Raw genomic sequence first — 26403 nt, 5'->3', positions numbered from 1 at the left:
TTATTTGAAATATTTTTCTAATTATTATAAGAAAATATATATTTTTTTTAATAAAGATAGGAAATATTTTTTGATTTTTGTTTTAAGCTGGGGTTAATTGATTAAAATTACAAGAAAAGTATAATTTTATTAGGTGAGAAGATGAGTTTAATATCAGATGACATGATTAATCAAATAAAAGAAAATTCAGACATAGTAGATATAATTGGTGAATATGTCGACCTTAAGAAGGCAGGTTCATCTTATAAGGGTCTATGTCCTTTTCATAATGAGAAAACCCCATCTTTTACAGTAGATAAGAAGAAACAATTATTTCACTGTTTCGGGTGCGGAGCAGGTGGAGACGTTGTTTCTTTTATAATGCAAAAAGAAGGCTTGTCCTATCCAGAAAGCCTTAAATATTTAGCTCATAAGGCTGGTATAAATATAGTTTTTACTGAAAATCCTGAAGTTAATCAGAAGAAAGTTAGGCTTTATGAAATAAATAAAGAAATAATGATGTATTTTTATAAAAATTTACTTACAACTAAGGCACCTCAAGACTACCTTCTTAAGAGAGGGCTTAGGAGTAATATTGTAAATACATTTATGTTGGGCTATGCCAAAGATAGTTGGGATGATTTGCTATCTTTTGCAAAATCAAAAAATATAAATGAAGATGACCTTTTTGAACTTGGGCTAATAGCTAAATCTAAAAATGGCAAATTTTATGACAAGTACAGAAATCGAATTATTTTTCCAATCATTGATACTTATGGGAGGATAATAGGTTTTGGCGGAAGGTCAATTGATAATACCATGCCTAAGTACCTAAATTCACCTGAATCAGATGTATTTAAAAAAAGATTTAATCTTTATGGCTTAAATATTTTTAAGAAGCAATCTAAGCGTGATTTGATCCTTGTAGAAGGATATATGGATGTCATCGCTTTAAATAATAATGGAATTGACCTTGCAGTTGCAAGCCTTGGTACAGCCCTAACTGTTGAGCAAGCAAAACTAGCAAAAAGATATGCTGATAATATTTATATTTGTTATGATTCAGATTCTGCTGGTATAAAAGCTACAAAAAGAGCTATAGAAATATTTAAAGAAGCTGAAATTGGGGTAAGTATAATACAGCTAGGTGAGGGTCTTGATCCTGATGAGTATGTAAAAAAATATGGCAAAGAGGCTTTTGAAAATAAAATTAATGAAGCTGTTGATGAGTATAACTACACTTACGAGCAAATTTTGGATGGCTATTCTCAAGCTAGTGAAAATGAAAAACTTGAAAAACTTAATCAATTTATTGGTTTTTTAGCTTCTATTAATCAAGATTTGACTAGGGAAATTTTTATTAACAAGGTTTCAAACCTCTTTGATATTGATAAACAGACTTTAAAAGGTGCTATTTCAAAGTATAATAACAAACATCATAAAGATAAAATATATAAAGATAATTTTCCTGAGCCAAATATAGTTGTTGAAGAAAAAAAGACTGATATAAACGCTCATGAACTTGAAATATTAAGACTTATCTTTAATCAGCAGGAAGATTATAAAGAAAACTCTGATTATTTTGATAAGTATTTGACTAGTCCCAAGGCTAAAAATTTTAGAGATTTCCTTATAAATAAAGAAGTTGATAAGTTTAATAAAGCTGATAGTGACTATAGATATATGCTTGACTATGTAATGGATGATAATAATCCAATTTTAGTTAGTGAGTTAAGAGATAAGATAAACCTATATGAAAGGATTCAAAAGAGAAATAACCTTAGAAGGAGTCCTATAAATAGTAAGGGGAGAGATGATGAACAGCGATGATAATAAATTGCTCGAAGATGATGTTCTAAATGAGATTATCGAAGAGTTTGAATCTTTAAGCGAGAGTCAAGATGGTATGATTACTTATAGCCAAATTTTTGATTTCGATGATTTTAAAGATATGGATAAAGAGAGTCAAAAGCTAATTCTTGCTAGAATCGCAAGTTCTGGGATAGAAATTGTTGAGAGATCGGAAACTGAGCTCGACCAAGAAGAAGAAATTGAAGATGACATCGAAGAAGAAGAGCAAGAAGAAGAGATTGACGAAAAAGAATTAGAAAAAGAAATAGATAAGACCGTAGATAACCTAGTCGGCATTAAACTTGATGACCCAGTAAAGATGTATCTTAAAGAAATTGGTAAGGTAGACTTGCTTACTGCTACAGAAGAGATTATTCTCGCTAGACGCATGGAAACTGGCGAGATTGCACATAAATCTTTACACGGTTATAAGTTTAGCAAACAAAACAAAAATAAACTGGCAAATGATGTTTTCTTTGGAGACTTAGCTAGGGTATTAGAAGAAGCGAACAGCTCTCTACTTGATGATAGAAAGTTAAGTGAAGATACAATCAAAGACCTTGAAGGTCTTATAAACATGGGAGCTCTCTTCAAACAAATTATGGAAGATGACCTTGATAAGGATCAATTGGACCAGTTAAATGCGAAGATAATAATTTGTAATATTGCTCAAAATTCTATAGATGATGATGATTTATCTAGAAAGGACGCCAATATCCTTTGTGATTTATTCGATTCCTTTGATCATATGTTAAATATCATCGAGAATGATGAAGTAGTCAGCATGGTTTATTCTTCTTTTAATGACCTCTTGAAGAAGGCTGCTAATAAGGATGCTATAAAGACTAATGATCAGATGATTATTGATAATCTTTTGAAGACTTTTGAATTTGCAGAATCTATCAGAAATAGGAAAATCTTATCTGATGATGAGGCTTCTTATCTTTCATATATAATAGATCAGAGAAATATGTCTTTGAAAATGTTAAATAGGGAAGAATTTAATGAGGACGAACTTAAAAAACTTAAGGTTGATGTATTAAAATCACAAAGAGCTAAGGAAAAACTCGCCGAAACTAATCTAAGGCTCGTTGTTTCAATTGCAAAAAAATATGTTGGTCGTGGAATGAGCTTTTTGGACTTAATCCAAGAGGGTAATATGGGTCTTATGAAGGCTGTTGACAAGTACGACTACAATAGGGGTTTTAAATTTTCAACTTATGCTACTTGGTGGATTAGACAAGCCATAACTCGTGCCATAGCTGATCAAGCTAGGACTATTAGAATACCAGTTCATATGGTAGAAACAATAAACAAGTTAGTTCGCATCCAAAGGCAACTTGTTCAAGACCTGGGAAGAGATCCATCAAATGAAGAAATTGCAGATATCATGGGTATTGAGGTTGAAAAAGTCTCTGAGATAAGAAAGATCGCTCAAGAGCCTGTAAGTTTAGAAACTCCAATTGGAGAAGAAGATGACAGCCACTTGGGAGATTTTATAGAAGACGATACTGCTATAGATCCAGGAGAAGCTGCTAACTATACTATGTTAAGAGAACAACTCAATGATGTTTTATCATGCCTAGGGGCTAGGGAGAAACGTGTCCTACAATTAAGGTTTGGCTTAATTGACGGTACTCCACGCACCCTCGAAGAAGTTGGTAAAGAATTTGATGTAACTAGGGAGAGGATTAGACAAATTGAGGCTAAGGCCTTAAGAAAATTAAAATCTCCTAACAAAAGTGAATTATTGAAAGATTTTTTATAGATGGAAGATAAGAAAAGATTATTAGATATTATTAATATCTTAGATTCAGATAAAAAAATTATAGATGTAGGAACCGATCATGGATTGGTTCCTTTATATTTGGCAAAAAACAAAATTTCTAGCGACATAACAGCTACAGATATTTCAAAGCCTAGTCTACAAAAACTCGTTGACAGATTAGATGATGAATTAAAAATGATAATAAAAACTAAGGTCACTGATGGTTTTAAAGGTCTTAAAAGTGAACCTAACCAAGTAGCCATAATTGCTGGCATGGGAGCTAATACCATAATAGAAATAATCGAAGGAAGCTTAGACTTTGCCAAAAATCTTGATTACATGGTCCTTGCATCTAATGTGAACACTTATGAACTAAGACATTTTTTAAATGAAAAGGGATTTTTTATAGAAAAAGATTTTTTATCCTATGAAAATAGAAAGTATTATGATATTTTAAAAGTTTTTTATGGTAAAAAACAAACTCTAACCTTTGAAGAACATTACTACGGTTTAACTGATATAGAAAATAGAAGTGATTTATTAAAAGAAAAATTAGCCATAGATAAGAAAAAGAACCAAGGATTTTTAGAAGAAATCAAGAAAAAATCTCAGGATGAAATGGCTATTAAAAAAATATCTGACAGGCTATTAGCTATAAGAAAGGTGGAAGAAAGATGCGAATTCGTGAACTAATAAAGAAACTAGAAGAAAAATATCCTTTTGATCTACAAGAAGAATGGGATAATTCTGGCCTACAAGTGGGAAACCCAGATGAGGAATTAAAGGGAGTAGTCTTATCTTTAGACCTAGAAGAAGAGTCCATAGATTACGCCATTGGAGAAGCTAATGCAAATTTAATCATTACTCACCATCCATATCTATTTAATCCAACAAATTCAATTGATTTTAGGGATGGTTTTTACAATAGACTTAAAAGATGCATTAAAAATGACCTTACAGTTTATGCTTTTCATACAAATTTAGATATAGCAAAGGGTGGAGTCAATGATAATTTAGCCAATATTTTAGGACTTAGGGATGTTAAAAGCCTAGAAGCAGGCAAAGAACTTGGACTTGGAAGATATGGCTACATCGATAGGAAACCTTGCCATAAATTTTTAGAAGATGTAAAAGAAAAATTGGAAGCTAGTGGAATTGTTGTTTATGGTAATTGTGAGAAAATGATTGAAAAAGTTGCTCTTTGTGGTGGAGCAGGATCTTTTCTTATACAAGACGCTCTAAACCTATCCTGTGACCTAATAATAACAGGAGATGTAAAGTATCATGAAGCAATGGATATGGCTAATAAGGGCATAATTATCGCTGATGTAGGGCATTTTGCAAGTGAGAACCACATTATCTACAAGCTAGCCAAAGAAATAGAACAGATAATTGGACAAGAAGTTTATACGTTTTCTAAAACAGATAGGTTTAGACATTTTATTTAATTTTACATTTACAATAAAAAGGGGTATCTTAACTAGGGAGTAAATCAGATAATCGCGGGGCAATAGCAACGAGGAAAGTCCGTGCACCACAGAGCAAGGATGCTTGATAACGTCAAGTAGGAGTGATCCTCAGGCAAGTGCAACAGAAAGTATACCGCCAAATTTGGTAAGGTTGGAATGGTGAGGTAAGAGCTCACCAGCTGTCCTAGTGATAGGCAGGCTATGTAAACCCCATCCGGTGCAAGAACAAAATGGACATTAGGAGGCTTGCTCGGCCCAGTCCGGAAATGGTAGTTCGCTTGAACTTGCTAGCAATAGTAAGTCTAGATAGATGATTATCCACGACAGAACACGGCTTATAGGTTTACTCTTTACATAATTGCTACACAATTAGTTACAAAATTATAATTAATTGTATTTTAAATTACATTTATTCGGGTAATTGTTTATATATATTGGGAAGATTTTTGGCGAAACTCTAATATATATAAAAACCCTCCGATAAGTGTAATTTTTTTGTAACTAATTATTGACTTTTTTGTTAAAAAGATATAAAATTAATTTAGATTTCAAAAACAATAGACAAGAAAAGATTTACAATTCATGACAATTATGGAGGAGTAATTTAAAATGAGTAAAAAAAATATAGGAGCAGCATTAACAGTTATAGCTGCATCAGCGGCAGTTGCAACAGCTTATGCTACTACTGTAACAGATTTAGAAAATGATAAACATACAAATTCATTAATTACTGAGGAGAATAAAGAAGTTGATTCTTCATATTCTTTCGTTAAGTCTAACTATACAAAAGAAGTTAAAAATACAAAAATCGCTGGCAGCAAGAGAAACTCAAAAAAAGCTAGCCAAGAGATTAAAAAAGATATAATCATAGAAAAAACAGCTAAAACTCTAGTAAAGCCACAAATAGAAAAGGCCCAAGAGGTTGTTGCTTATAATAAGCAAGATTTAGATGGAGTTGTTAAATATGATTCTAAAAACCTTGATGACCTAATTGAAGAAAAGGCTCAAGCAGAAGTTAAGGATGTAGTTAGCTATGATAACAAGAAAATAGATGATGCTACTACATATCAAGAAACTACTGAACAAGCTCAAGCTTCCCCAAAAGCAGTTGCCAAAGAAGCACCAGTAATTTCTAACAAATTTGTAAATACACCAAGCTTATATATAAGAGCATCAAAAGATGCCACATCTACATCTAACATAGTTAGAACTATAAAGGCTGGAGATAAGCTAGTAGGTCATGCTGAAGGTAACTGGTTTGTTACTAATGAAGGTTATGTTAGCGTAGACTACCTAACAAACTATTATCCACAAGATTTAGTTAATAAAATTAACGCAGAACAAGAAGCTAAGAGAGCAGAAGCTGAAGCTATAAAAGCAAAAGAAGCTAAAGCTGCTGAAGAGGCTAGATTAGCTGAAGAAGCAAGAAAAGCTGAAGAAGCTAGAGCAAAAGAAGCTCAAAAACAACAAGTTAAACAAACTGTTAAACAAGTTGAAAAAGTTGTTCAACAACAAGCTGTAAGCACAAATGCTCAAGCTGGTCAAGGTGGCCAAGGTGCTGTTAATGTTGCTAGCCAATTTGTAGGTTCTGCTTATGTATGGGGTGCATCAGATCCTAATGTTGGTTTCGATTGCTCAGGTCTAACATCATATGCTTATAAACAAGTTGGTGTTAACCTACCACATAGCTCACAGGCTCAATTTAATAACGGTTATGCTGTAGATACTAATAATCTAAAACCAGGAGACCTTGTATTCTTCTCATTCGGTGGTGGTGGAATCGACCACGTTGGTATGATAACTGGATCAGACGGATCATTCATTCACGCATCTACTCCACAAACAGGTGTTAGGTATGATAATATTTTTAACGGTTCATTCCAAACAGCCTTTAGAGGTGCGAGAAGAATATACTAATTTTATAAATATGACGCCCATGGCAAAAGCTTAGGGCGTTTTTTAGTAGGAAAATTATGGAATTATTAAATACAACAAATTTAAGAAGAGAAATAATAGAAAGACTAGAAAACTACGAGTTTAAAAACAAAATTCTACTTTTAAGCAAGAATCCAAATGAAGAAGTAAACCACTATAAGCAAGTAATTATAAAAAGATGTATGGATTTTGGCATTGATTTTATAGATAAGGTATTTACTAAGGAAAGTCAAGAGGAAATTTTAGATTTTATAAATTCGTTTGATATAAATGATGGTTTTATCATGCTCGCGCCCTTTGGTGATGGTGAGGACTTGTGTCTTTTGAAGGAGAAAATTATCCTTAAGGACTTAGACTCATTTACTTACAAAAGTCTTGGTAGGATTTTTGAAGGTAATAAAGAAGCCTTACCTGCTACAGTTAGGGCTGTCGTAAATTTTATGGATAGTGAGCAAGTTGACTATAGGGGTAAAAATATAGTTATAGCTAACAATACCAATATTATAGGTAGGCCACTTGCCATGTATTTGGCTTCCAAAAGAGCTAGCGTAACAATTATAAACAGTGTGACAAAAAATCCTAAAGACTATATTAGAAATGCCGATATATTTATATCTGCTATAGGAAAAGCTGAATATTACGATAGGTCTTTTTTTAGCAAGGGCACTTTGATAATTGATGTGGGAACTTCTTACAAAAATGGTAAGATAATAGGTGATATAAATATTGATTCGATTTCGGACCTTGATGTTAAATACTTAGGAAGCAAAAATGGTATTGGATCGATTACAACAATAACTTTAGTGGAAGGACTTATGCATTAATGCCTATAGTAAATAATGACCAAGAATTAAAAAGATATAATGATTTTGTAAGAAATTCTGAATTTTCAAGACCAATGCAAGATACTAATTGGTCACAAATAAAAAATAATTGGACTCATGATTATGTTTATATAGAAGAAAACAAACAAATAATAGCTGCAATGTCTGTGATAGGTATCAAGAATACCAATGGCAAACATTTTTTATACGCTCCAAGGGGACCTGTATGTGACTTTAGAGATATAAAGCTTGTTGAGGCTTTAATCAAGGAAGCTGAACCACTTAAGGATAAGTATGGTGCCTTTCTTCTAAGGATGGACCCAGAGCTTAATTTTGATGAGAAATTAGTTTATGATTATAGGAAAATGGGTTACGATTTTAGGTCGGTAGGAATAGATACACATTCTTTTACTCAGCCTAGGTATAATATGATAATTGATATAACAAGCCATGATGAAGAAGCGATTTTTGAAAGTTTTTCATCAAAAGGCAGGTATAATGTCAGAAAATCTATTAGAGCTGGAATTGAAACTATTTGTAAAACAGATGATGAAAGTCTAGATATTTTTTATGACCTTACAAAAATCATGGCTGAAAGGCAAGGTATAGGCCATAGACCAAAGGATTATTATCAAAGACTAATAGATTACTTAGGTGGTCAAATATTTGTATCTTATTTTGAAGATAAACCACTATCAGCATCATTATTAATCCCGTATGGTAATAAAGTATATTATCTATATGCTGCAAGCTCAAATGAAATGAGAAATAAAATGCCAAATTATAATATGATTTGGGAAGAAATAAAGTGGGCAGTCAAGAATGGTTTTGATTATCTGGACCTAGGGGGCACTTTTAGTCTTGATACAAATGATGGCCTATATAGGTTTAAACAATCATTCTGCTATCCAGACAAGTATTCAAACTTCATAGGTGAGTTGGATGTAGTCTATGATAGGGAAAAATACGAAGAATTTTTGATTACAAAATAAATATCATTTAAAAAAAGCAAAAATCCCCCCATGTGGAGGGATTTTTCATATCCATTTTATCTATCAAGGTCCCTAGCAATTTTTATTGCTTCCTCATACTCAGGAAGGTCTGTATTTTGCTCTAAATATTGAACGTACTTGATAGTATTATCCTTATCAACAACGAAAACTGAGCGGTTCAATAGTTTTAATTCTTCAATAAGTGTTCCATATTTACTAGAGAAATCTCTTTGGTTATAGTCAGAAACAAACTTTATTTTATCAGTTTTCTTATTAGCCTTAAACCTAAGTTGGGCAAAGGGAAGATCGTTTGATACTGTGACAACAACTACATTATCTGAAAATGAATCAGTAGCTTTTTGAAACATCTTTGTTTGTAGTTCACAAACATCAGTATCTAGAGAAGGTACTACAGACAATATTTTAATCTTATTTTCTTCTTCATCATAAAAATTATATGGTGTTAAATCCATTTTATCAGCTTTAAAGTCAGGTGCCTTATCGCCAAGTCTTAATTCATTACCAAGAACGGTAATATCAACAGTTCCAAATTTTCCTTTTCTTGCCATTATAATCTCCTTACTTCTCCTTCAATTATCTCTTCATATTATTCTATTACAAAAATTACATTTAATCAATTAAAATCTAAAAATATTTAATTTAATAGATATTGTAAATAAGGCAAGGATGAGGTATAATTAGCAAGTATGAATAAATAAGGAGGCAAAATGGCTAAAATAGTTTTACAAGCAGAAAAAAGAGAAGCTACTGGTAAAAATCAAGTTAAAAAAATTAGAAAAAATGAACTTATTCCAGGAGTTATCTATGCTAAAAATCAAGAAAATGTAAATGTTCAATTTACAGCTAGAGATTTTGAAAAAGTACTTAGACAAGCTGGAACATCTACTATTATTACATTAGATATCAACGGTGAAGGCAAGGAAGTTCTTATAAAGGAATTCGCTAGTCATCCATATAAAAACCAATTTTTACATGTTGATTTCCAAGCAATCGATCAAAATCAAGCAATCAGAGTTACTGTACCAGTAGTTCTACTTAACAGAGATGATATGAATGAAGTTAATGGAGTACTAGTACAAAATCTTGAAAATGTAGAAGTAGAATGTCTACCAAAATACATCCCACAAACAGCTGAAATTGATGTTAAAGAGTTACAAATCGGTGATAATAAAACTGTAGCAGATCTTGACATAGCATCAAACGAAAACATCACAATACTTGTAGAAGAAGATGAAGTTGTTTGCTCATTACAAGAAGTTTCTGAAGAAGTAGTTGTTGATGAAGATGCTGAAGCAGCAAGTGCAGCAGATGTACCAACAGTTAACGAAACTGAAGCAGACGAAGAAGACGCAGAATAATATTTAAAGCCATTGGTCTTATATGAGGACAATGGTTTTTTTATTGCTTATTTTAAACTTACTAATAGCTAGACTTAATTTGCAACTTTATAGTATAATGATATTATGAATGGAAAATTTATAGTTTTTGAAGGACCAGATGGGTCTGGAAAAACCACAATAATAAAAAAAGTTAAAGAGTTACTAGAAAATAAAGATTATTCAATTTCTTATTATAGGGAGCCGGGTGGCACATCCATTTCAGAAAAGATAAGGTCTATAATAATAGATAACGATAATTACATGATGGATGCCAAGACAGAAGCGCTTTTGTTTGCATCATCTAGGGCCCAACTTGTAGCAGAAAAAATAACCCCAGACCTTAAGGAAGGCAAGATTGTTATTTGCGATAGGTTTGTGATGTCATCTCTTTTATACCAAGGTCTAGGCAGAGCCTTGGGAGTTGACAATATCAAAACAATAAATGATTTTGCTACAGGCGGACTTAAACCCGATTTGACTTTATTTTTTAATATAGATTATAAAACAGCACTTGAGAGGAAAAGAGCCAATTTTTTACCAGATAGGTTAGAAAATGAAGATTTTTCTTTTCATAAAACTATATTTGATGGCTATATGAAGATGGCAGATCTTTATAAAGACGAAATCAAAAAGGTAGATGCAAGAAAATCTATAGAAGATTTGACAGAAGATGTAATAAACATTATATACCAATTATTGGAGGATTGAGATGAAGTTATTGGTTGCTATAGTACAAGATGCAGATGTGAATTTTTTAATTGATGCTCTTACTGAAGAAGGGTACAGGATAACCAAGTTATCTACCTCAGGTGGTTTCTTAAAGAAGGGAAACACTACACTTTTGATAGGTGTTGAAGAAGCTAAACTTGATGATGCTCTAGCCTTAATTGAAAAAAATTGTAAGAAGAGAAATACAACCACAACAATTATAAATCCAACTGGCGAAAGTTCGCTAATAAGCTCAACAGTACCTATAGAAATAAGTGTGGGTGGGGCTACTATTTTTATAATTGATGTAGAACGATATATACAACTATGAGTATATTAGATAATCAGCTAAAAAATAATAGCTTATCTAATGCTTATATAATTGAAGGAGAGGACCTAGCTTATAACCTCGAATATGCAAAAGACTTTGCGAAGAAAGTATTTGCATCTTATGGATTTACAGGAAACATAGATATAAATCCAGATTTAGAAATAATAGATAAGGATATAATCGACATCGGCACTATTAGAAGTCTTATCAAAGACATGGTAATAAGACCGATTAATAATAAAATTAAAATCTATATTATTCAAAATGCTCAAAATTTAAGGCAAGAAGCGTCCAATGCTATGCTAAAAAGCCTTGAAGAATTAAAATCCTATAGTCTTATAATCTTTACTGTCGATAATAGGGGGAAGATCATCCCAACTATAAGGTCAAGATGTCAGCTTATTTCACTAAACACAGTAAATACAAACCTTAATGTTGATATGGACAGGTTGTCTGAAATTTTCGCCAAAGTTTATGACGGTGACTTATCTACCTTTTATAAGGAGAGGGATTTTTTGCTAAATTTTAAGGAAGACAAGGCTAGTTTTATGGAGGCTTTGATAAAAATATTGTCAGACATCGTTGATAATAAATATTTAGCTAAGATTGGTAATTCGACTTATGCTTACAATATTGAAAGCCTTAGCAAGTTAGACCTGACTAAAATTGAGAAGCTCCTAGCAAAATTTGAACAGATATATGGGTCTTTCAAGAATAATGTAAATTTCGAATTGAGTGTTGATAATATATTTTTGAACATATATAGAGAAGGTAGGCATAGTTAATGAACGTTGTTGGAATAAGATTTAAAGGGGCGGGCAAGATTTATTATTTTTCCGCCAACAATTTAATTCTGAATTTTAAGGATAGGGTGATAGTTGAAAGCTCAAACGGTTTGGAGCTAGCAGAAGTAGCCCTTGCTAATATAGAAATAGATGAAAAAAAGTTTGATAAAACTCTTTCACCAGTTATAAGAAAGGCTACAGAAATAGATTTAGAAACATACAGGCTAAATTTAGAAGATGCGAATGAAGCGATAAAAATTGCCCAAGAGAAAGCCTATTCGTATAAATTACAAATGAAAATAGTTGACAGTGAATATAGTTTTGATAGGTCAAAGATCACTTTTTATTTCACTGCTGATAATAGGGTTGATTTTAGGTCGCTTGTTAAGGACTTAGCCTCAATTTTTAAAAATAGGATAGAATTAAGACAAATTGGTGTTAGAGATCACGCAAAACTTAAAGGCTTTCATGGTACTTGCGGACAGAAGTCTTGTTGTTCTAGGTTTATGACAGACTTTTCGCCCTTATCAATAAAAATGGCAAAAGATCAAGGCATTACCTTGGATCCTGCAAAGATTTCTGGTGTTTGTGGAAGGCTTATGTGTTGCCTATCATTCGAAGAAGATAACTATCTTAGGGCCAAAAAATATATGCCAAAACCTGGAACGAGAGTGGAAACTGTAGATGGGGTAGGAATCGTACTTACAAATGATTTTGTAAAAGAAGCCTGCAAGGTAAGAGTTAAGACAGAAGATGATGTAGAGATTGAGGAATACTATAAGGCATCTGACTTGGTCAAATGTAATTGATAATCATTATTAATTTGTATAAATAATCATTATTTGCCATAATTAAGTATAAAACTATAAAAATGTTTGACAAAAGCTGTATATAGTTGTATACTTATCATATAACAATTATAGGAGGAAATTATGGCATATAAAATAGATGAAAATACATGTATTTCTTGTGGTTCATGCGAAGGTGAATGCCCAGTTGGAGCAATCTCACAAGGTGATGCAGCTTATGAAATAGATGCTAATGCTTGTATAGATTGTGGTTCATGCTCAGCAGTTTGCCCAGTAGAAGCAATAGACCAAGAATAATTTAATTACATAAAGACAAAGGCTCCTTCGGGAGTCTTTTTATTTTCAAAATTTGCTAGATTTAGAAAAAGAAAATCTAACTGGTAAAGAAAATGAACAATTGATTTAGATAGAATAAAAGTTACCCACAGGGATTATCCACTAAGGTTAGGGTTAAGGTGTCGCCTATATTGATATAGGTTATAAAATATGAAGAAAATTTTCTTTTAGTGAAAGTCAAGCTATTAATAATAAATTTATTTTAAAGACTTAATGATTAAACCAATTAATATTGAAAAAATATATAGGATTTATGTAAAAAAAATTTTGATTTTACAAAATATCTCTTAATCCATAGGCTGGGTTAAGAGTTTTTTCTTTTGGCTTAATAGTTAAAATATATTAAAATAATATTGTTAAAATCAAGGAATTTGATATAATTATATAATGGAGATGTTATGGAGATAGAAATATTAATAAATCAAATTTACAATTTAATATTAAATTACCCAATCATAGGTTATGCTATAGCAGTTTTTGTGGTTTTATTTTTATTTTTTATTATCTCAAAAACTTTTAGGAAGTCAGGATTATTTTTATTAGCAACTACCTTTCTTATCGATTATACAATAAAATCTCTACCGTTTGGGATTTATGACCAGTTTCCTTTAGCTTATAAGCTGATAACAGGCCTTTATATTGTTGGCTTTATTAATTTTTTAATTAGGGTTACACTTATGCTTGTTAAGCTTAGTAAAAAATATGATGATGAAGAACAGTCAAGCCTTAAAAATTTTATGACTTTCACAGGTATTCGTCCATTTTTTATTATGCTAATCATAAATGTTATTAACTTTAATTCTTTTATACCAAAAAATATTGTATCGCTCTTCACAAGCCTTTCATTCTTATATATGGCATTTAGGACGCTTTATTCTACCTACCTATACTTGAGCGAAAAGGAGAGTCTGAGAATTAATGATAATATGGATTTTGAAGATATTAAGGCCTACCTTTATGATTCTGATGATAAGACTAGCATTAATCATGGAAGGATATTAAGAAAAAATATAAAAAATCATGGAGAGTCTAATAATATTAGCAAGAATCACGAGCCTTCTAATAAAAAAGTAATCAATCCGATATCTATTTCAGATATTAATAAAGATGTTAAAAATATTAAAATGCTTAAGAATATTGAGAAAGACTTGACTGATAAAGACGTAATCAAGCTGGTTGAGGAGTCAAATCCAAATATTACTAAGATTGCTTTAATCAATTTGAAGACAGGAGATGAGCATTCTTATACAAGTAAGAAGGCGAATTTTCATGTTAATGAGGACCACGATTATAAAATCACCTTAAGTTTTGACGATTACAATGATTACGACTATGGTAGGTTTATGGATCTTTTGATTGCATATGGAGTCGAAAGAGAAGTTTACAAGTTTGAACTTACTATTATATCAAGGCTTAATGAAGATTTTAAGCTAGTATTTTTTGACCCGAGCCAAATAGTAGATATGGAAAAAGAGGGCGCTAAAAGTCAAACTGGAAGAGAGATTTCTATGAATTTTCCTAGATATAAGATTAATTTTATCAAGGGGAATTACTAGATGATTGATAAACGAAATTTTAAATATGTTTGGCAGACTAGCCGAGAACATTTTACAAGTGAAGATTTAAAAATTATAGCCTGTGGGGCTATGTTTCTAAGCCACCTTGCCCAGTCAGGTTTTCTTTATGGATTTGACTGTGTAAAATTAGCTGACCTTTTTACTCTCATAGGCCGTATATCCATGCCACTTTTTTGTTTTATGGTAGTTCAAGGAATTATTCTAAGTGAAAATAAAGAAAAATATTTAAAGAGACTTTTAATTTTTGCTTTGATTTCAGAAATTCCCTTTGACTTGGCTTTTGAGGATAGCTTTTTTAATATTTATAGTCAAAATGTTTTTTTCTCCCTATTTTTAGGAGCCCTTATGGTATATATTTGGGAGATGATACAAAGTAGCCACATCAATAATACTTTGAAATTGTGTGGTGGTATTATAATATTTTTAGCTATATCTTTTATTGCGAGATTGTTTATGACTGACTATGATGCATATGCGATTTTCGCCATTGCTTTACTTTATTTTGCCAAAGATAACAGGCTATTAACAGGTCTAGCTATTCTTATTGGATTTGCTTTTGAGGCAAACTTTACAGGCATGGAGCTTACAATACCTTATATTGTCTACCTATCAATACCCCTTATTCTTTTATATAATGGCAAAAGAGGTAGCTATAATAGGTGGTATTTTTATGGATTTTATCCGGCTCACTTAATAGTTATTTACTTATTGAAAGTTATTTTATTTTAAGGAAATTATGAAAATTATAGAAATTTTATCAAAAGAATTAAATATTAATGAAGAAAGAATCAAAAATGTAATTAAACTCCTGGATGAAGGCTCAACTGTTGCCTTTATAGCAAGATATAGGAAGGAAGTTACAGGAAATCTAACCGATGTTGAGATAAGAGAAATTGAAAAAAATCTTAGTAGACTTCGTAATATAGAAAAAAGACAAGAAGAAATTATAAAACTGATTGACGAAAAGGGCCAATTGACAGATGAACTAAGGGAAAAAATCCTTGCTAGTAATTCTCTTACCATCCTTGAGGATATTTATGCTCCATACAAGTCTAGGAGAAAGACTAGGGCAGATATAGCAAGGGAATTAGGGTTGGAAGAATTTTTAAACAAACTTCTTACAGAAATATCTAGTGAAGATGAAGCCCTACAAGCTGCTACATCCTACATAAAAGAAGGCCTTGATGATGAGAAAGACGTGATAGCTAGATCTCTTGATATCCTTGCTGAAGATATTGCAAATACAATTGATGTAAGAAATATTATTAGGCGTGATGGTTTATTAAGAGCATCTTTGATAACAAGCCTTAAGGCAGAAGAGGATAGCTTATACGAATCCTACCATGATTTTTCTAAGAAACTTAAAGACCTTAAGTCCTTCCAGATTCTAGCTATAAATAGGGCCGAAAAGGAAGATGTACTTAATGTCAAAATAGAATTTTCAGACGCCTACAACAAAAGCTTAATTTACAAGCTTGTTAGCCAAGATAGGGACTTTAATCCTTATCAAAAAGAACTTGTTGAACTTACAATAGATGATGCTTATAAGAGACTCATGGTTCCATCAATTACGACAGAGCTTCGCAATAAACTTACAGAAGAAGCTAGTGATGAGTCGATAAGAGTTTTTGGAAACAACTTAAAACCTTACTTGCTCCAAAGACCGTTAAAGGGTCAGGTAGTTATGGGCCTTGACCCAGGTTTTAGGACAGGTTGTAAGGTGGCAGTTGTAGATAAAAACGGAAAATACTTAGACCAAGCAGTAATATATCCTGTAGAACCCCACAAAAAAGAAAAGGAAGCTATAGCAACACTAAAAGCATTGATAAAAAAATACGGTGTAACCTTGATTGCTTTAGGAAATGCAACAGCTTCTAGAGAAACAGAGCTTGTAGTTGATAAGCTAATTAAGGAAGTTGATGGAGTTTCTTATGCCATAGTTAATGAGGCTGGTGCTAGTGTATATTCTGCATCAAGTTTGGGTGAAGAAGAATTTCCAGATCTTGATGTAACAATTAGAGGGGCAATTTCAATGGCAAGGCGCCTGCAAGATCCTATGGCTGAACTTGTAAAAATTGAGCCAAAACACATAGGCGTTGGTCAATATCAACACGATCTTGATAGCAAGAAGCTTGACGAAGAGCTTTCTAAGGTTGTAGAAGATGCTGTAAATGAAGTAGGTGTTGCAATAAACAATGCTTCTTATAAACTTCTATCATATGTATCAGGTCTTAATCAAAATCTTGCTAAAAGAATCGAAGAAGATTTCAAAGAAGGCAAATTAGTATATAGGAAGGACTTGTTAGATGTTAAGGGCCTTGGCAAAAAAACCTACGAACTTGCAGCAGGATTTCTAAGGTTTCCATCATCGCCCGAAATCTTAGACAATACAGCGGTCCATCCTGAGTCCTATAAGATAGCAAAAAAGATTCAAGATTTGGATTTGGATAAAATAGATATAGAAAAAGTTGCGGAAGAATTAGAAGTAGGAATCCCTACCTTAAAGGATATAATTGCTGAGTTAAAAAAACCAGGACGTGATCCTAGAGAAGATAACCCAGAAGTCCTAACCAAGAAAGAAATAATGGGTATTGACGACCTAAAAGTAGGAATGGTCCTTAAGGGCAAGGTCAGAAATATAACTGATTTTGGTGCCTTCGTGGATATTGGTGTTGGAATAGACGGCTTGGTCCACGTATCAGAAATTTCTGATAAGTTTGTAAAAAATCCACACGATGAATTAACAAATTCACAGGTGGTAAGTGTTAGAATTATAGAAATAGATAAGAAGAAAGAAAGAATTGGTCTTTCAATGAGGAGTGAAAACTAATGAGATTATCGAACTATTATATGCCAACCCTAAGAGAAGATCCGGTTGATGCAGAAACAGCTAGTCACAAATTACTTGTAAGAGGTGCTTTTATTAGACAACAAGCATCTGGTATTTATTCATTTTTGCCACTTGGCAAAAAAGTTTTAAATAAAATCGAAGCTATTGTAAGAGATGCTATGGATAGCTATGGGGCTATTGAAGTTGCTACTTCAATCCTTCAACCAAGACAAATCTGGGATAAGTCAACCAGATGGGAGACTTTTGGACCTGAAATGTTTAAATTAAAGGATAGGCACGAAAGAGAATATGCCCTTGGACCAACAGCAGAAGAAGCTTTCGTAGACTTAATAAAAGATGAATTAAATTCTTATAAACAACTACCAGTAAATCTTTACCAAATAGTAGATAAGTTTAGGGACGAAAAGAGACCAAGGTTTGGTATAAATAGGTCTAGGGATTTCTTGATGAAAGATGCCTACACCTTTGATGAAGACCAAGCAGGTCTTGAGAAAGCCTATATGAATATGTGGGAATCTTATGAGTATGCCTTTGATAAGATGAAACTTGACTATAAAATTGTTGAAGGTGATACAGGTGCTATGGGTGGTCATAAATCTCACGAATTTATTGCCCTTTCAGAATCTGGTGAGGGAGTAATTCTTTATACAGAAAATAGTAATTCTGCCTACACAGACGAAAAAGCAAGGTCTTTCATAAGCCCACTTGAAGAAGAATTAAAAAATATCGAACTTGTAGAAACTACAGATAAAAAAACCATAGAAGATGTATCAACATTTTTAAATACCGAGGCTAAAAGATGTGCTAAGGCAATTGACCTTATTGTGCAAGGCGAGCCAGTATTTGTATTTATTCCAGGTGATAGGGAACTAAATATGGCAAAGCTTATATCTTATCTACAAGTCCCAGAGCACGAAATTGAAATGTCTGATGATGAGACAATTGAAAAACATACTAAGGCACCAGCTGGTTATACTGGACCAATCGGTATAGAAGATGCTAGGGTAATAGTAGACGAGTCACTAACAAAGATAAATAACCTGGTAGTGGGCGCCAACAAGCCTGGCTATCATTATATAAATGCAAATTATGGCAGAGACTTTGAAGGAGAAATAGCCGAAGATTTAATCTTAGCCAAAGAGGGCGACCAAGCTTTTGATGGGTCAGGAACTTATAAATCTGCAAGAGGTATTGAAGTAGGAAATATTTTCCAACTTGGAACTAAATACTCAAAAGCCTTAGATGCAACTTTCTTAGACCAAAACGGTGTTTCTAAATACTTTGAAATGGGTTCTTATGGTATAGGTATTTCAAGGTCAATATCAGCTATTGTAGAGCAATATCATGATGATAAAGGCATTATCTGGCCAACAAGTGTCGCTCCATTTGAAGTCATTATTACCTTAATTAAGCCAAATGACGAAGATCAAGCTAAGCTTGCAGAGGATATTTACAAAAAGTTAAAGGCAAGAAGAATAGATGTTGTTCTTGATGATAGGAAAGAGCGTCCAGGCGTTAAATTTAATGATAGGGATCTAATTGGTATTCCATATAGGATTACAGTTGGAAAAGATGCCAAGGATTCAATAGTAGAATATTCAACCAGGGCAGAAATGGAAAATAAAAATATAGATGCAAATGAAGCTATCAACCTAGTTTGCGAAAATATCCAAAAAGATTTGGAAGATTAAGCCCTGAATGGGTATGATATAGAGTATAGAATTAAATAGGGCACTGCCCGGAGGAGATAATATGTTAGTTAATGCAAAAGAAATGTTAGACCTAGCCTATGAAAATGGCTATGCAATTGGACACTTTAACACCAACAACCTAGAATGGACTAAGGCAATTCTACTTGCTGCTGAAGCAAAAAAGACTGCTGTTATAATTTCATCAAGTGAAGGTGCAGCAAAATACATGGGTGGCTTCAAAACTGTTGCAAATCTTGTAAAGAATCTACATGACGCACTAGGAATCACTGTTCCAGTTGCAATTCACTTAGATCATGGTACTTATGAAGGTGCAAAGGCTTGTATCGAAGCAGGTTATACTTCTGTAATGTTTGATGGTTCTCATTTCCCAATCGAAGAAAACCTAGAAAAAACAAAAGAAATCGTAAGACTTGCTCATGAAAAAGGTATATCTGTTGAAGGTGAAGTTGGTGGCATCGGTGGAGAAGAAGACGGTGTAGCATCTGCTGGTGAACTTGCAGACGTTGAAGAATGTAAAAATCTTGCAGCTTGTGGAATTGACTTCCTAGCAGCAGGTATTGGTAACATCCACGGTGTATATCCAGCTGATTGGCAAGGTCTAAACTTTGATAGACTAAAAGAAATTTCTGAAGCAGTAAAAATGCCATTAGTACTCCATGGTGGTACAGGTATTCCTGATGATCAAATCAAGAAAGCTATCAGCCTAGGCGTTTCTAAAATTAACGTAAATACAGAATGCCAAATCGCTTTTGCTAAGGCAACCAGAGAATATATTGAAGAAGGAAAAGACCAACAAGGCAAGGGCTTTGACCCAAGAAAACTTCTTCTTCCAGGAACAAATGCAGTTCAAGCTTTAGTAGAAGAGAAGATGGACATGTTCGGTTGCGAAAATAGCGCTAAATAATAAAGATTTAATTGGGGGCTTAAGGGCCCCTTTATTGTACAAAAATATGGATAATTTAAAAGATAAAAAATTAGTCGACTTAAGAGAAATTGCTAAAAATCTTGGGATAGATTCTATTAGCAAATATAGAAAAGACGAATTAATAAAACTTATAGAAGAAGAAGAAAAAAACAAGGACGAAGAAAGCAAAGAAGCTAGAGAAAATGATCTTGGTGCAAAATTTGATTGTGATGGAATTCTTGAAATCCTACCAGATGGCTTTGGTTTTTTGAGAACTCAACTTTATGAATCAGGTGATGATGATATTTATGTACCACCTAAGCAAATAAAAATGTTTAGGTTAAAAACTGGAGATTTTATTGAAGGAATAGCCAGAGAAAAACACGACAAGGATAAATTTTCTCCTCTTATTTTTGTATCAACTGTAAATGGAATTAAGCCAGCAGATGCGTTCAATAGGGACTTGTTTGAAGATTTGACACCTATTTATCCAAATGAAAGGATAAATGTTGAAACTGACCCTAAAAATATTTCGGGAAGGATTATCGATGTAATAAGCCCTATAGGTCGTGGTCAAAGGGGGCTGATTGTATCTCAACCTAAGGCAGGAAAGACAACTTTGATTAAGGATATAGAAAGGTCACTTGAAAAAAATTATGATGACCTAAAGATAATTGTCCTTTTAATAGATGAAAGACCGGAAGAAGTAACAGATTTTATTAGATTTGTAAATGAATATAGGGATCCGGAAAATGTTTTAATGCGCACAGAAGTTGCCGCATCAACCTTTGATATGCCACCACAAAACCATATTGACATTGCTGAAATGGTTCTTGAAAGAGCCAAGAGATTTGTAGAAGAGAAAAAAGACGTGGTAATACTTTTGGATTCTCTAACAAGACTTGCAAGGGCCTACAATATTATGACTCCTCAATCAGGCAGGACCCTTTCAGGTGGTCTTGACCCACTCGCCCTAGTTGGACCTAAACAATTTTTTGGCGCAGCAAGAAATATTGAAAATGGCGGATCACTTACAATACTTGCCACAGCCCTAGTCGACACAGGCTCAAGGATGGATGATATGATATTTGAGGAATTTAAGGGAACTGGAAACATGGAAGTTCACCTTGATAGACGTCTATCAAACAGGAGAATTTTCCCAGCAATCAATATCGAAAAGTCATCTACAAGACGTGATGACCTTCTTCTTTCTAACGAAGAGATGGAAGCAGTTTATAAACTTAGGAAATCGGAGTTAAACAACACCGAGTCAATAGTTGAGCTTATAGATTGGATGAAAAGGACTAAGTCTAATAAACAATTTGTAGAACTTATAAATTCATCACTTAAATAACTTGATTTTAATATCACAGCTGGTATAATTTATATTGCTTATTGAAATGGAAAATAGAGGTGAATTATGAATAAAGAATTACATCCAGAATATCACCAAGCCAAAGTAACTTGCATGTCTTGCGGCAACGAGTTTACTGTAGGTTCAACAGAAGAAGAAATCAAAGTAGAAGTTTGCAATAATTGTCACCCATTCTACTCTGGTAAACAAAGAACTGCTGAACGTGGTGGTAAGGTAGAAAGATTTAACAAGAAATACGGTAGAAAATAATAGTATTAAAGATAATAAGGTAAGGCAACTTACCTTATTTTTGTGTAAAATAATGAAAATATCAGACTTTTTAAAAATAGATTATGATACAAGCCTTATAGCCCTTACTTATATTTTGGGCAAGAGCAAGTCTTATATTCTGATGAATCAAAATTTAGAATTAAATAGCGAGCAAAATCAGCGATTAAATGATATAATAAATAAGAGAAAGGTCTCTTATCCACTCCAGTATGCAATAGGCCAGTGGGAGTTTTATGATCTTAGATTGAAGGTGGACGAAAGAGCCTTGATACCAAGATTTGAGACAGAGATTATCGTTGATTACCTAATAAAATCTCCGATGAAAAAGGAAAAGATTTTAGATATAGGCACTGGCACAGGTGCCATCGCCTTAGCCTTGGCAAAAAATATTGAAAATTCTTTTGTTATTGGCTCTGATATTGAAGATAGGGCCCTAAGTCTTGCAAGGGAAAATAAAGTTTTTACAGGAATAAAAAATGTCGATTTTATAAAATCTGACTTGTTTAAAGATATAAGTGGAACTTATGATTTGATTATTTCAAATCCGCCTTATATTGATAAAAAAGATTATGAAGCTCTCGCAAAAGAACTATACTTTGAGCCTAAATCAGCTCTTTACGGGGGCGAAGATGGTTTGGATTTTTATAGGGAAATTATAAAAAATGCAAGTGCCTATCTTTGTGAAGAAGGTCATCTTGTTTTCGAGATAGGTTACAATCAAAAAGATATATTAAATAAGCTTCTAGTAAACCAAGGCTTTGTGAATATAGAAAATATAAAAGATTTTAATGATTTTGATAGGTTTATTATTGCACAGAAAGGATAAATTATGTTTGAAAATTTAGAACATGTTAGAGAAAATTACAAACAGTTAGAAGCGAAACTCGCTGACCCAGCAGTTTTAGCTGACATGGATCAGTTTAGGAAGGTGTCTAAGGAATATAATTCCTTAAAACCTGTCGTTGAGAAATATGAAGAAATAAAAAATGCTGAAGATACTATAGCTGAAAACCAAGAGCTCATAAATGAAGCTGATGATCAAGATATGATCCAAATGCTAAAAGATGAGATTGAGGAAAATAAGGATAAATTAGAAGTGTTGAAGGATGAAATGCAAATTCTTCTTATCCCAAAAGACCCTAATGATGAAAAAGACGTTATCGTTGAAATTAGACCAGGAGCTGGTGGAGATGAGGCAGGTCTTTTTGCAGGTGATCTTTATAGGATGTATAACATGTATGCTGATAAGGCTGGCTTTAAGACAGAAGAAATAGAAGTTAATACCCAAGGTGTTGGTGGTATAAAAGATGCTACCTTTGTTGTAAGAGGCGAAGGCGCTTATTCTAAATTAAAGTATGAATCTGGTGTGCATAGGGTTCAGAGGGTGCCTGAGACAGAGTCTGGTGGAAGAATCCATACATCAACTGCAACTGTTGCAGTTCTACCAGAAGTTGATGAAGTTGAGCTTCACATAGATCCTAATGATATAAGGACAGATGTTTATAGGTCTTCAGGTAATGGTGGTCAGTCTGTAAATACCACAGACTCAGCAGTAAGACTTACTCACATCCCTACAGGCCTTGTAGTAGCTATCCAAGATGAAAAAAGTCAGATAAAAAATAAGGAAAAGGCTATGAGAGTTCTTAGGGCAAGGCTATATGAACTTGAAGAGCAAAAGAGAAATAAGGAAATAGCTGACAACAGAAAGAGCCAAGTTGGAACTGGTGATAGGTCTGAAAGAATTAGGACCTACAACTTCCCACAAGGAAGAATTACCGACCATAGAATCAATAAAACAATTTACCAGCTAGATGATTTTCTAAATGGAGATATAGAAGATATGATTAATTCTCTAATAGCGGAAGATCAAACAAGAAAACTTGAAAAAGTAGGCAAGGAAGAATAATTGTTTAATTTTTTAGCAAAAAAATTTGTAAAAGATTATAAAAATATTGATAATCCTGATGTTAGACTCAATTTAATAAGTCTATCTTCTATCATGGGGATAGGTATGAATATTCTCCTATTCTTATCGAAAATATTTTTGGGAATATATACTAGGTCCACAGCGATTTTAAATGATGCCTTTAACAACCTTTCAGATTCGGTCGTGTCAATCATGTCCCTATTTGGTGCTAGTTTTTCAAAAAAACCAGCAGACGAGGAACATCCTTTCGGTCACGGAAGAGTTGAATATATAATGGCGCTTTTAGTATCTATAGTGATTATATATGTAGGTATAAATTTATTTATTAATTCTGCAAAAAGTTTTAATGACCCAAATCCTAATGGACTTAGTCTTTTATCTTTTGTCATACTTTTCGCTGGCATATTGCTTAAGGTATATATTTATCTTTTAAACACAAAACTCTACAGAGATTTAGAATCAGATTTAAATTTGGGGGTTTTGCTTGACGCAAGAAATGATATAATTTCTACTACTGCTATTATATTAGGTGTTTTCTTGCAAAGGTATGTTAATTTCAACCTAGATGCAGCTATGGGGGTTGTTGTAGCATTTTTCGTAACCAAACCTGGCATAGATTTATTTAACGAAACTGTTAGATACCTTCTGGGAGAAAGAATTGATGAAGAGATAGAAAAGAAAATTTCAGAGATTCTCTTAAGTGGAGATTATATAATAGGTTTCCACCACCTAGATATTCACCAATATGGTAAGGGGCATATAGCTGGGTCTTGCCATGTAGAAGTTCCAGGTAACCTTACAGTTGCAGAGCTTCATAAAGAAATAGACCGTATAGAAAAAAAGATTAGGAAAGAAACTGGTGTTATCCTCACCCTTCATGCAGATCCAACATACAATATAGTAGATTAAGAAGGTTAAATGAAAACTGAAATTTTAAAAATTGACAGAGAAAATATTGATACAGATGCTATAAAAAAAGCTGCAAATTTTATAAAAAGTGGCCAGCTTGTTGCCTTTCCAACAGAAACAGTCTATGGGTTAGGTGCAGATGGACTAAATGATGAAGCTTGTCGAAAAATCTTTAAAGCTAAGGGGAGACCTATCGATAATCCTCTAATCTTACATATTTCCCATATATCTATGTTAGATAATTTAGTAGAGGAAATTACCGATAAACATAGGAAATTATTTGAACTTTGGCCAGGACCAATGACTTTGATTTTCAAAAAATCGGATTTGATTCCAGATGCAGTAACAGCTGGAGGAGATACTGTGGCAATAAGGTTTCCATCGGATCAAATAGCAAGAGCTTTGATTACAGAAGCAGATACACCGATAGCAGCACCATCTGCTAATATTTCTGGGAGACCTTCGCCAACTAAGGCAAGAGATGTTTACCAGGACATGGATGGTATTATTCCAGTAATAATAGATGGTGGCGAATCAAATATAGGTATTGAATCAACTGTTATTGACTTATCAGGAGATGAACCTATAATCCTAAGACCGGGTTTTTATACCTATGAGTTTCTAAAAGATATACTCAGCGACATGAGGCTTGATGATAGTTTAGTTGATTCATCAAAAATCCCGAAATCGCCTGGACAAAAATACAAGCACTATGCGCCCAAGGCGAAACTTAGGGTTTTTATTGGAGAAGATGTACCTACACATTTACTAAGCGAGGCAGAAAAATATAAGTCTGATGGCAAAAAAGTCGGTATATTAGCATTTGAAGAAGATAAAGAGAAGTTTAATTCTTATCCTTATATTTCCTTGGGATCAAGAAAAGATTTATCAACTATGAGTCACGTTTTATTTTCATCTTTGAGGGAAATGGACAGACTCGGAGTTGATTTAATACTTGCAGAAGGTGTTAAGGAAAAACATTTGGGTAAGAGTATAATGAATAGGATGAAAAAAGCAGCAGCAAATGATGTAAATTTTATATAATAGGAGTAGATATGAAAAACGTAACAGTATTAGACCATCCAGTAATCAAACATAAAATTTCAATTCTTAGAGATAAAAACACGGGCTCAAATGAATTTAGGTCTTTGGTAACCGAAATAGCTATGATGCTTGCCTATGAAGCAACAAAAGACCTAGAACTTGAAGAATATGATGTAGAAACACCAGTTGCAAAGACAACAGGCTACAGGCTTACAGGTAAGAAGATTGGTATAGTTCCAATATTAAGAGCTGGTCTTGGCATGGTAGATGGTGTACTTGAAGTTTTGCCAGCAGCCAAAATTGGTCATATTGGTATGTATAGAAATGAAGAAACCCTTCAACCAGTAGAATATTATTGTAAACTTCCTAGTGATGTTGAAAATAGAGATATCCTAGTTGTTGATCCTATGCTTGCTACAGGTGGTTCTGCATGCGATGCTATAGATAGGTTAAAGGAATATGGATGCAAGTCTATAAAATTATTGTCAATTATAGCAGCTCCTGAAGCTTTTAAACTACTTGAAGAAAAGCACCCAGATGTTAAGATTTATATTTCTCAACTAGATGAAAGATTAAATGAGAATGGTTATATTGTTCCAGGCCTAGGAGATGCTGGCGATAGATTGTTTGGAACTAAGTAAGGAATA

General features: G+C 33.1%; 26 protein-coding genes and 1 other RNA gene. 26 read left to right on the top strand and 1 reads right to left on the bottom strand.

Annotated features, from left to right (window positions below; all coding sequences use genetic code 11):
* Window positions 1-141: 141 nt before the first annotated feature.
* From dnaG to HMPREF1630_RS09355, 8 genes are all read left to right on the top strand, one after another.
* Window positions 142-1809: a DNA primase gene (gene dnaG / locus HMPREF1630_RS07880; RefSeq protein WP_037328586.1), complete on the top strand. Its 1668-nt coding sequence runs from the start codon at window positions 142-144 to the stop codon at window positions 1807-1809.
* Window positions 1796-3598, top strand: coding sequence for an RNA polymerase sigma factor RpoD (gene rpoD / locus HMPREF1630_RS09360; RefSeq protein ID WP_197049879.1), 1803 nt, complete (start codon window positions 1796-1798; stop codon window positions 3596-3598). The genes dnaG and rpoD overlap by 14 nt, the downstream gene beginning before the upstream one ends.
* Window positions 3599-4291, top strand: coding sequence for a tRNA (adenine(22)-N(1))-methyltransferase (locus HMPREF1630_RS07870; protein ID WP_004828842.1), 693 nt, complete (start codon window positions 3599-3601; stop codon window positions 4289-4291).
* A complete protein-coding gene (locus HMPREF1630_RS07865) occupies window positions 4273-5046 on the top strand; it encodes a Nif3-like dinuclear metal center hexameric protein (protein WP_037328584.1) in 774 nt (257 codons plus the stop codon). The genes HMPREF1630_RS07870 and HMPREF1630_RS07865 overlap by 19 nt, the downstream gene beginning before the upstream one ends.
* Before the next feature lie 36 nt (window positions 5047-5082).
* Window positions 5083-5421, top strand: an RNA gene (rnpB, locus tag HMPREF1630_RS09255) — RNase P RNA component class A.
* Window positions 5422-5676: 255 nt separating this feature from the next.
* Window positions 5677-6984, top strand: coding sequence for a C40 family peptidase (locus tag HMPREF1630_RS07860; RefSeq protein WP_037328583.1), 1308 nt, complete (start codon window positions 5677-5679; stop codon window positions 6982-6984).
* A gap of 56 nt (window positions 6985-7040) precedes the next feature.
* On the top strand, window positions 7041-7826 hold the full coding sequence (locus tag HMPREF1630_RS07855) for a bifunctional 5,10-methylenetetrahydrofolate dehydrogenase/5,10-methenyltetrahydrofolate cyclohydrolase (RefSeq protein WP_037328582.1): 786 nt from the start codon (window positions 7041-7043) through the stop codon (window positions 7824-7826).
* Window positions 7826-8818, top strand: coding sequence for a lipid II:glycine glycyltransferase FemX (locus HMPREF1630_RS09355; RefSeq protein ID WP_081931891.1), 993 nt, complete (start codon window positions 7826-7828; stop codon window positions 8816-8818). Before HMPREF1630_RS07855 ends, HMPREF1630_RS09355 begins: the two co-directional genes overlap by 1 nt.
* A gap of 56 nt (window positions 8819-8874) precedes the next feature.
* On the opposite strand, the gene tpx is transcribed toward HMPREF1630_RS09355, so the two are convergent.
* Complete coding sequence (gene tpx, locus HMPREF1630_RS07845; RefSeq protein WP_037328580.1) at window positions 8875-9387, bottom strand: thiol peroxidase; 513 nt, start codon at window positions 9385-9387, stop codon at window positions 8875-8877.
* A 159-nt stretch (window positions 9388-9546) separates the two neighbouring features.
* On the opposite strand from tpx, the gene HMPREF1630_RS07840 reads away from it, so the two are divergent.
* The 18 genes from HMPREF1630_RS07840 (at window position 9547) to upp (ending at window position 26397) form a co-directional block, all read left to right on the top strand.
* Complete coding sequence (locus HMPREF1630_RS07840) at window positions 9547-10197, top strand: 50S ribosomal protein L25 (RefSeq protein WP_037328578.1); 651 nt, start codon at window positions 9547-9549, stop codon at window positions 10195-10197.
* Between the two features lie 105 nt (window positions 10198-10302).
* Window positions 10303-10926, top strand: a complete 624-nt coding sequence (tmk, locus tag HMPREF1630_RS07835; RefSeq protein ID WP_037328576.1) for a dTMP kinase — start codon at window positions 10303-10305, stop codon at window positions 10924-10926.
* A 1-nt stretch (window position 10927) separates the two neighbouring features.
* Window positions 10928-11257 (top strand): cyclic-di-AMP receptor, encoded by a 330-nt coding sequence (locus HMPREF1630_RS07830; RefSeq protein ID WP_004828850.1) that lies wholly within the window; start codon window positions 10928-10930, stop codon window positions 11255-11257.
* A complete protein-coding gene (locus HMPREF1630_RS07825; RefSeq protein ID WP_037328575.1) occupies window positions 11254-12042 on the top strand; it encodes a DNA polymerase III subunit delta' in 789 nt (262 codons plus the stop codon). Before HMPREF1630_RS07830 ends, HMPREF1630_RS07825 begins: the two co-directional genes overlap by 4 nt.
* Complete coding sequence (locus HMPREF1630_RS07820) at window positions 12042-12851, top strand: PSP1 domain-containing protein (RefSeq protein WP_004828852.1); 810 nt, start codon at window positions 12042-12044, stop codon at window positions 12849-12851. The genes HMPREF1630_RS07825 and HMPREF1630_RS07820 overlap by 1 nt, the downstream gene beginning before the upstream one ends.
* Window positions 12852-12974: 123 nt before the next feature.
* The gene (locus HMPREF1630_RS07815; protein ID WP_004828853.1) at window positions 12975-13148 is read left to right on the top strand and encodes an indolepyruvate ferredoxin oxidoreductase subunit alpha; all 174 of its coding nucleotides are present in this window, start codon (window positions 12975-12977) and stop codon (window positions 13146-13148) included.
* A 437-nt stretch (window positions 13149-13585) separates the two neighbouring features.
* Complete coding sequence (locus tag HMPREF1630_RS07810; protein WP_037328574.1) at window positions 13586-14743, top strand: hypothetical protein; 1158 nt, start codon at window positions 13586-13588, stop codon at window positions 14741-14743.
* Complete coding sequence (locus HMPREF1630_RS07805; protein ID WP_052039410.1) at window positions 14744-15493, top strand: TraX family protein; 750 nt, start codon at window positions 14744-14746, stop codon at window positions 15491-15493.
* A 7-nt stretch (window positions 15494-15500) separates the two neighbouring features.
* A complete protein-coding gene (locus HMPREF1630_RS07800; protein WP_037328573.1) occupies window positions 15501-17594 on the top strand; it encodes a Tex-like N-terminal domain-containing protein in 2094 nt (697 codons plus the stop codon).
* On the top strand, window positions 17594-19306 hold the full coding sequence (locus HMPREF1630_RS07795) for a proline--tRNA ligase (protein ID WP_037328572.1): 1713 nt from the start codon (window positions 17594-17596) through the stop codon (window positions 19304-19306). Before HMPREF1630_RS07800 ends, HMPREF1630_RS07795 begins: the two co-directional genes overlap by 1 nt.
* 61 nt (window positions 19307-19367) lie before the next feature.
* Entirely contained in the window at window positions 19368-20231 is an 864-nt protein-coding gene (fba, locus tag HMPREF1630_RS07790) for a class II fructose-1,6-bisphosphate aldolase (RefSeq protein WP_004828858.1), read from the top strand.
* A gap of 46 nt (window positions 20232-20277) precedes the next feature.
* Window positions 20278-21585, top strand: coding sequence for a transcription termination factor Rho (gene rho / locus HMPREF1630_RS07785; RefSeq protein WP_037328571.1), 1308 nt, complete (start codon window positions 20278-20280; stop codon window positions 21583-21585).
* Window positions 21586-21651: 66 nt separating this feature from the next.
* Complete coding sequence (gene rpmE, locus HMPREF1630_RS07780) at window positions 21652-21855, top strand: 50S ribosomal protein L31 (RefSeq protein ID WP_004828860.1); 204 nt, start codon at window positions 21652-21654, stop codon at window positions 21853-21855.
* Between the two features lie 52 nt (window positions 21856-21907).
* On the top strand, window positions 21908-22702 hold the full coding sequence (gene prmC, locus HMPREF1630_RS07775; RefSeq protein ID WP_037328569.1) for a peptide chain release factor N(5)-glutamine methyltransferase: 795 nt from the start codon (window positions 21908-21910) through the stop codon (window positions 22700-22702).
* Between the two features lie 3 nt (window positions 22703-22705).
* Window positions 22706-23782, top strand: a complete 1077-nt coding sequence (prfA, locus tag HMPREF1630_RS07770; protein ID WP_004828862.1) for a peptide chain release factor 1 — start codon at window positions 22706-22708, stop codon at window positions 23780-23782.
* A complete protein-coding gene (locus HMPREF1630_RS07765) occupies window positions 23783-24712 on the top strand; it encodes a cation diffusion facilitator family transporter (RefSeq protein WP_037328568.1) in 930 nt (309 codons plus the stop codon).
* Between the two features lie 9 nt (window positions 24713-24721).
* Entirely contained in the window at window positions 24722-25756 is a 1035-nt protein-coding gene (locus HMPREF1630_RS07760; protein ID WP_037328567.1) for an L-threonylcarbamoyladenylate synthase, read from the top strand.
* An 11-nt stretch (window positions 25757-25767) separates the two neighbouring features.
* Window positions 25768-26397, top strand: a complete 630-nt coding sequence (gene upp, locus HMPREF1630_RS07755; RefSeq protein ID WP_004828865.1) for a uracil phosphoribosyltransferase — start codon at window positions 25768-25770, stop codon at window positions 26395-26397.
* Window positions 26398-26403: the final 6 nt, after the last annotated feature.

The organism is Anaerococcus lactolyticus S7-1-13, from assembly GCF_000758765.1.
GTDB classification, from domain to species: domain Bacteria; phylum Bacillota; class Clostridia; order Tissierellales; family Peptoniphilaceae; genus Anaerococcus; species Anaerococcus lactolyticus.
This window is presented reverse-complemented; position numbering and strand designations above follow the sequence as displayed.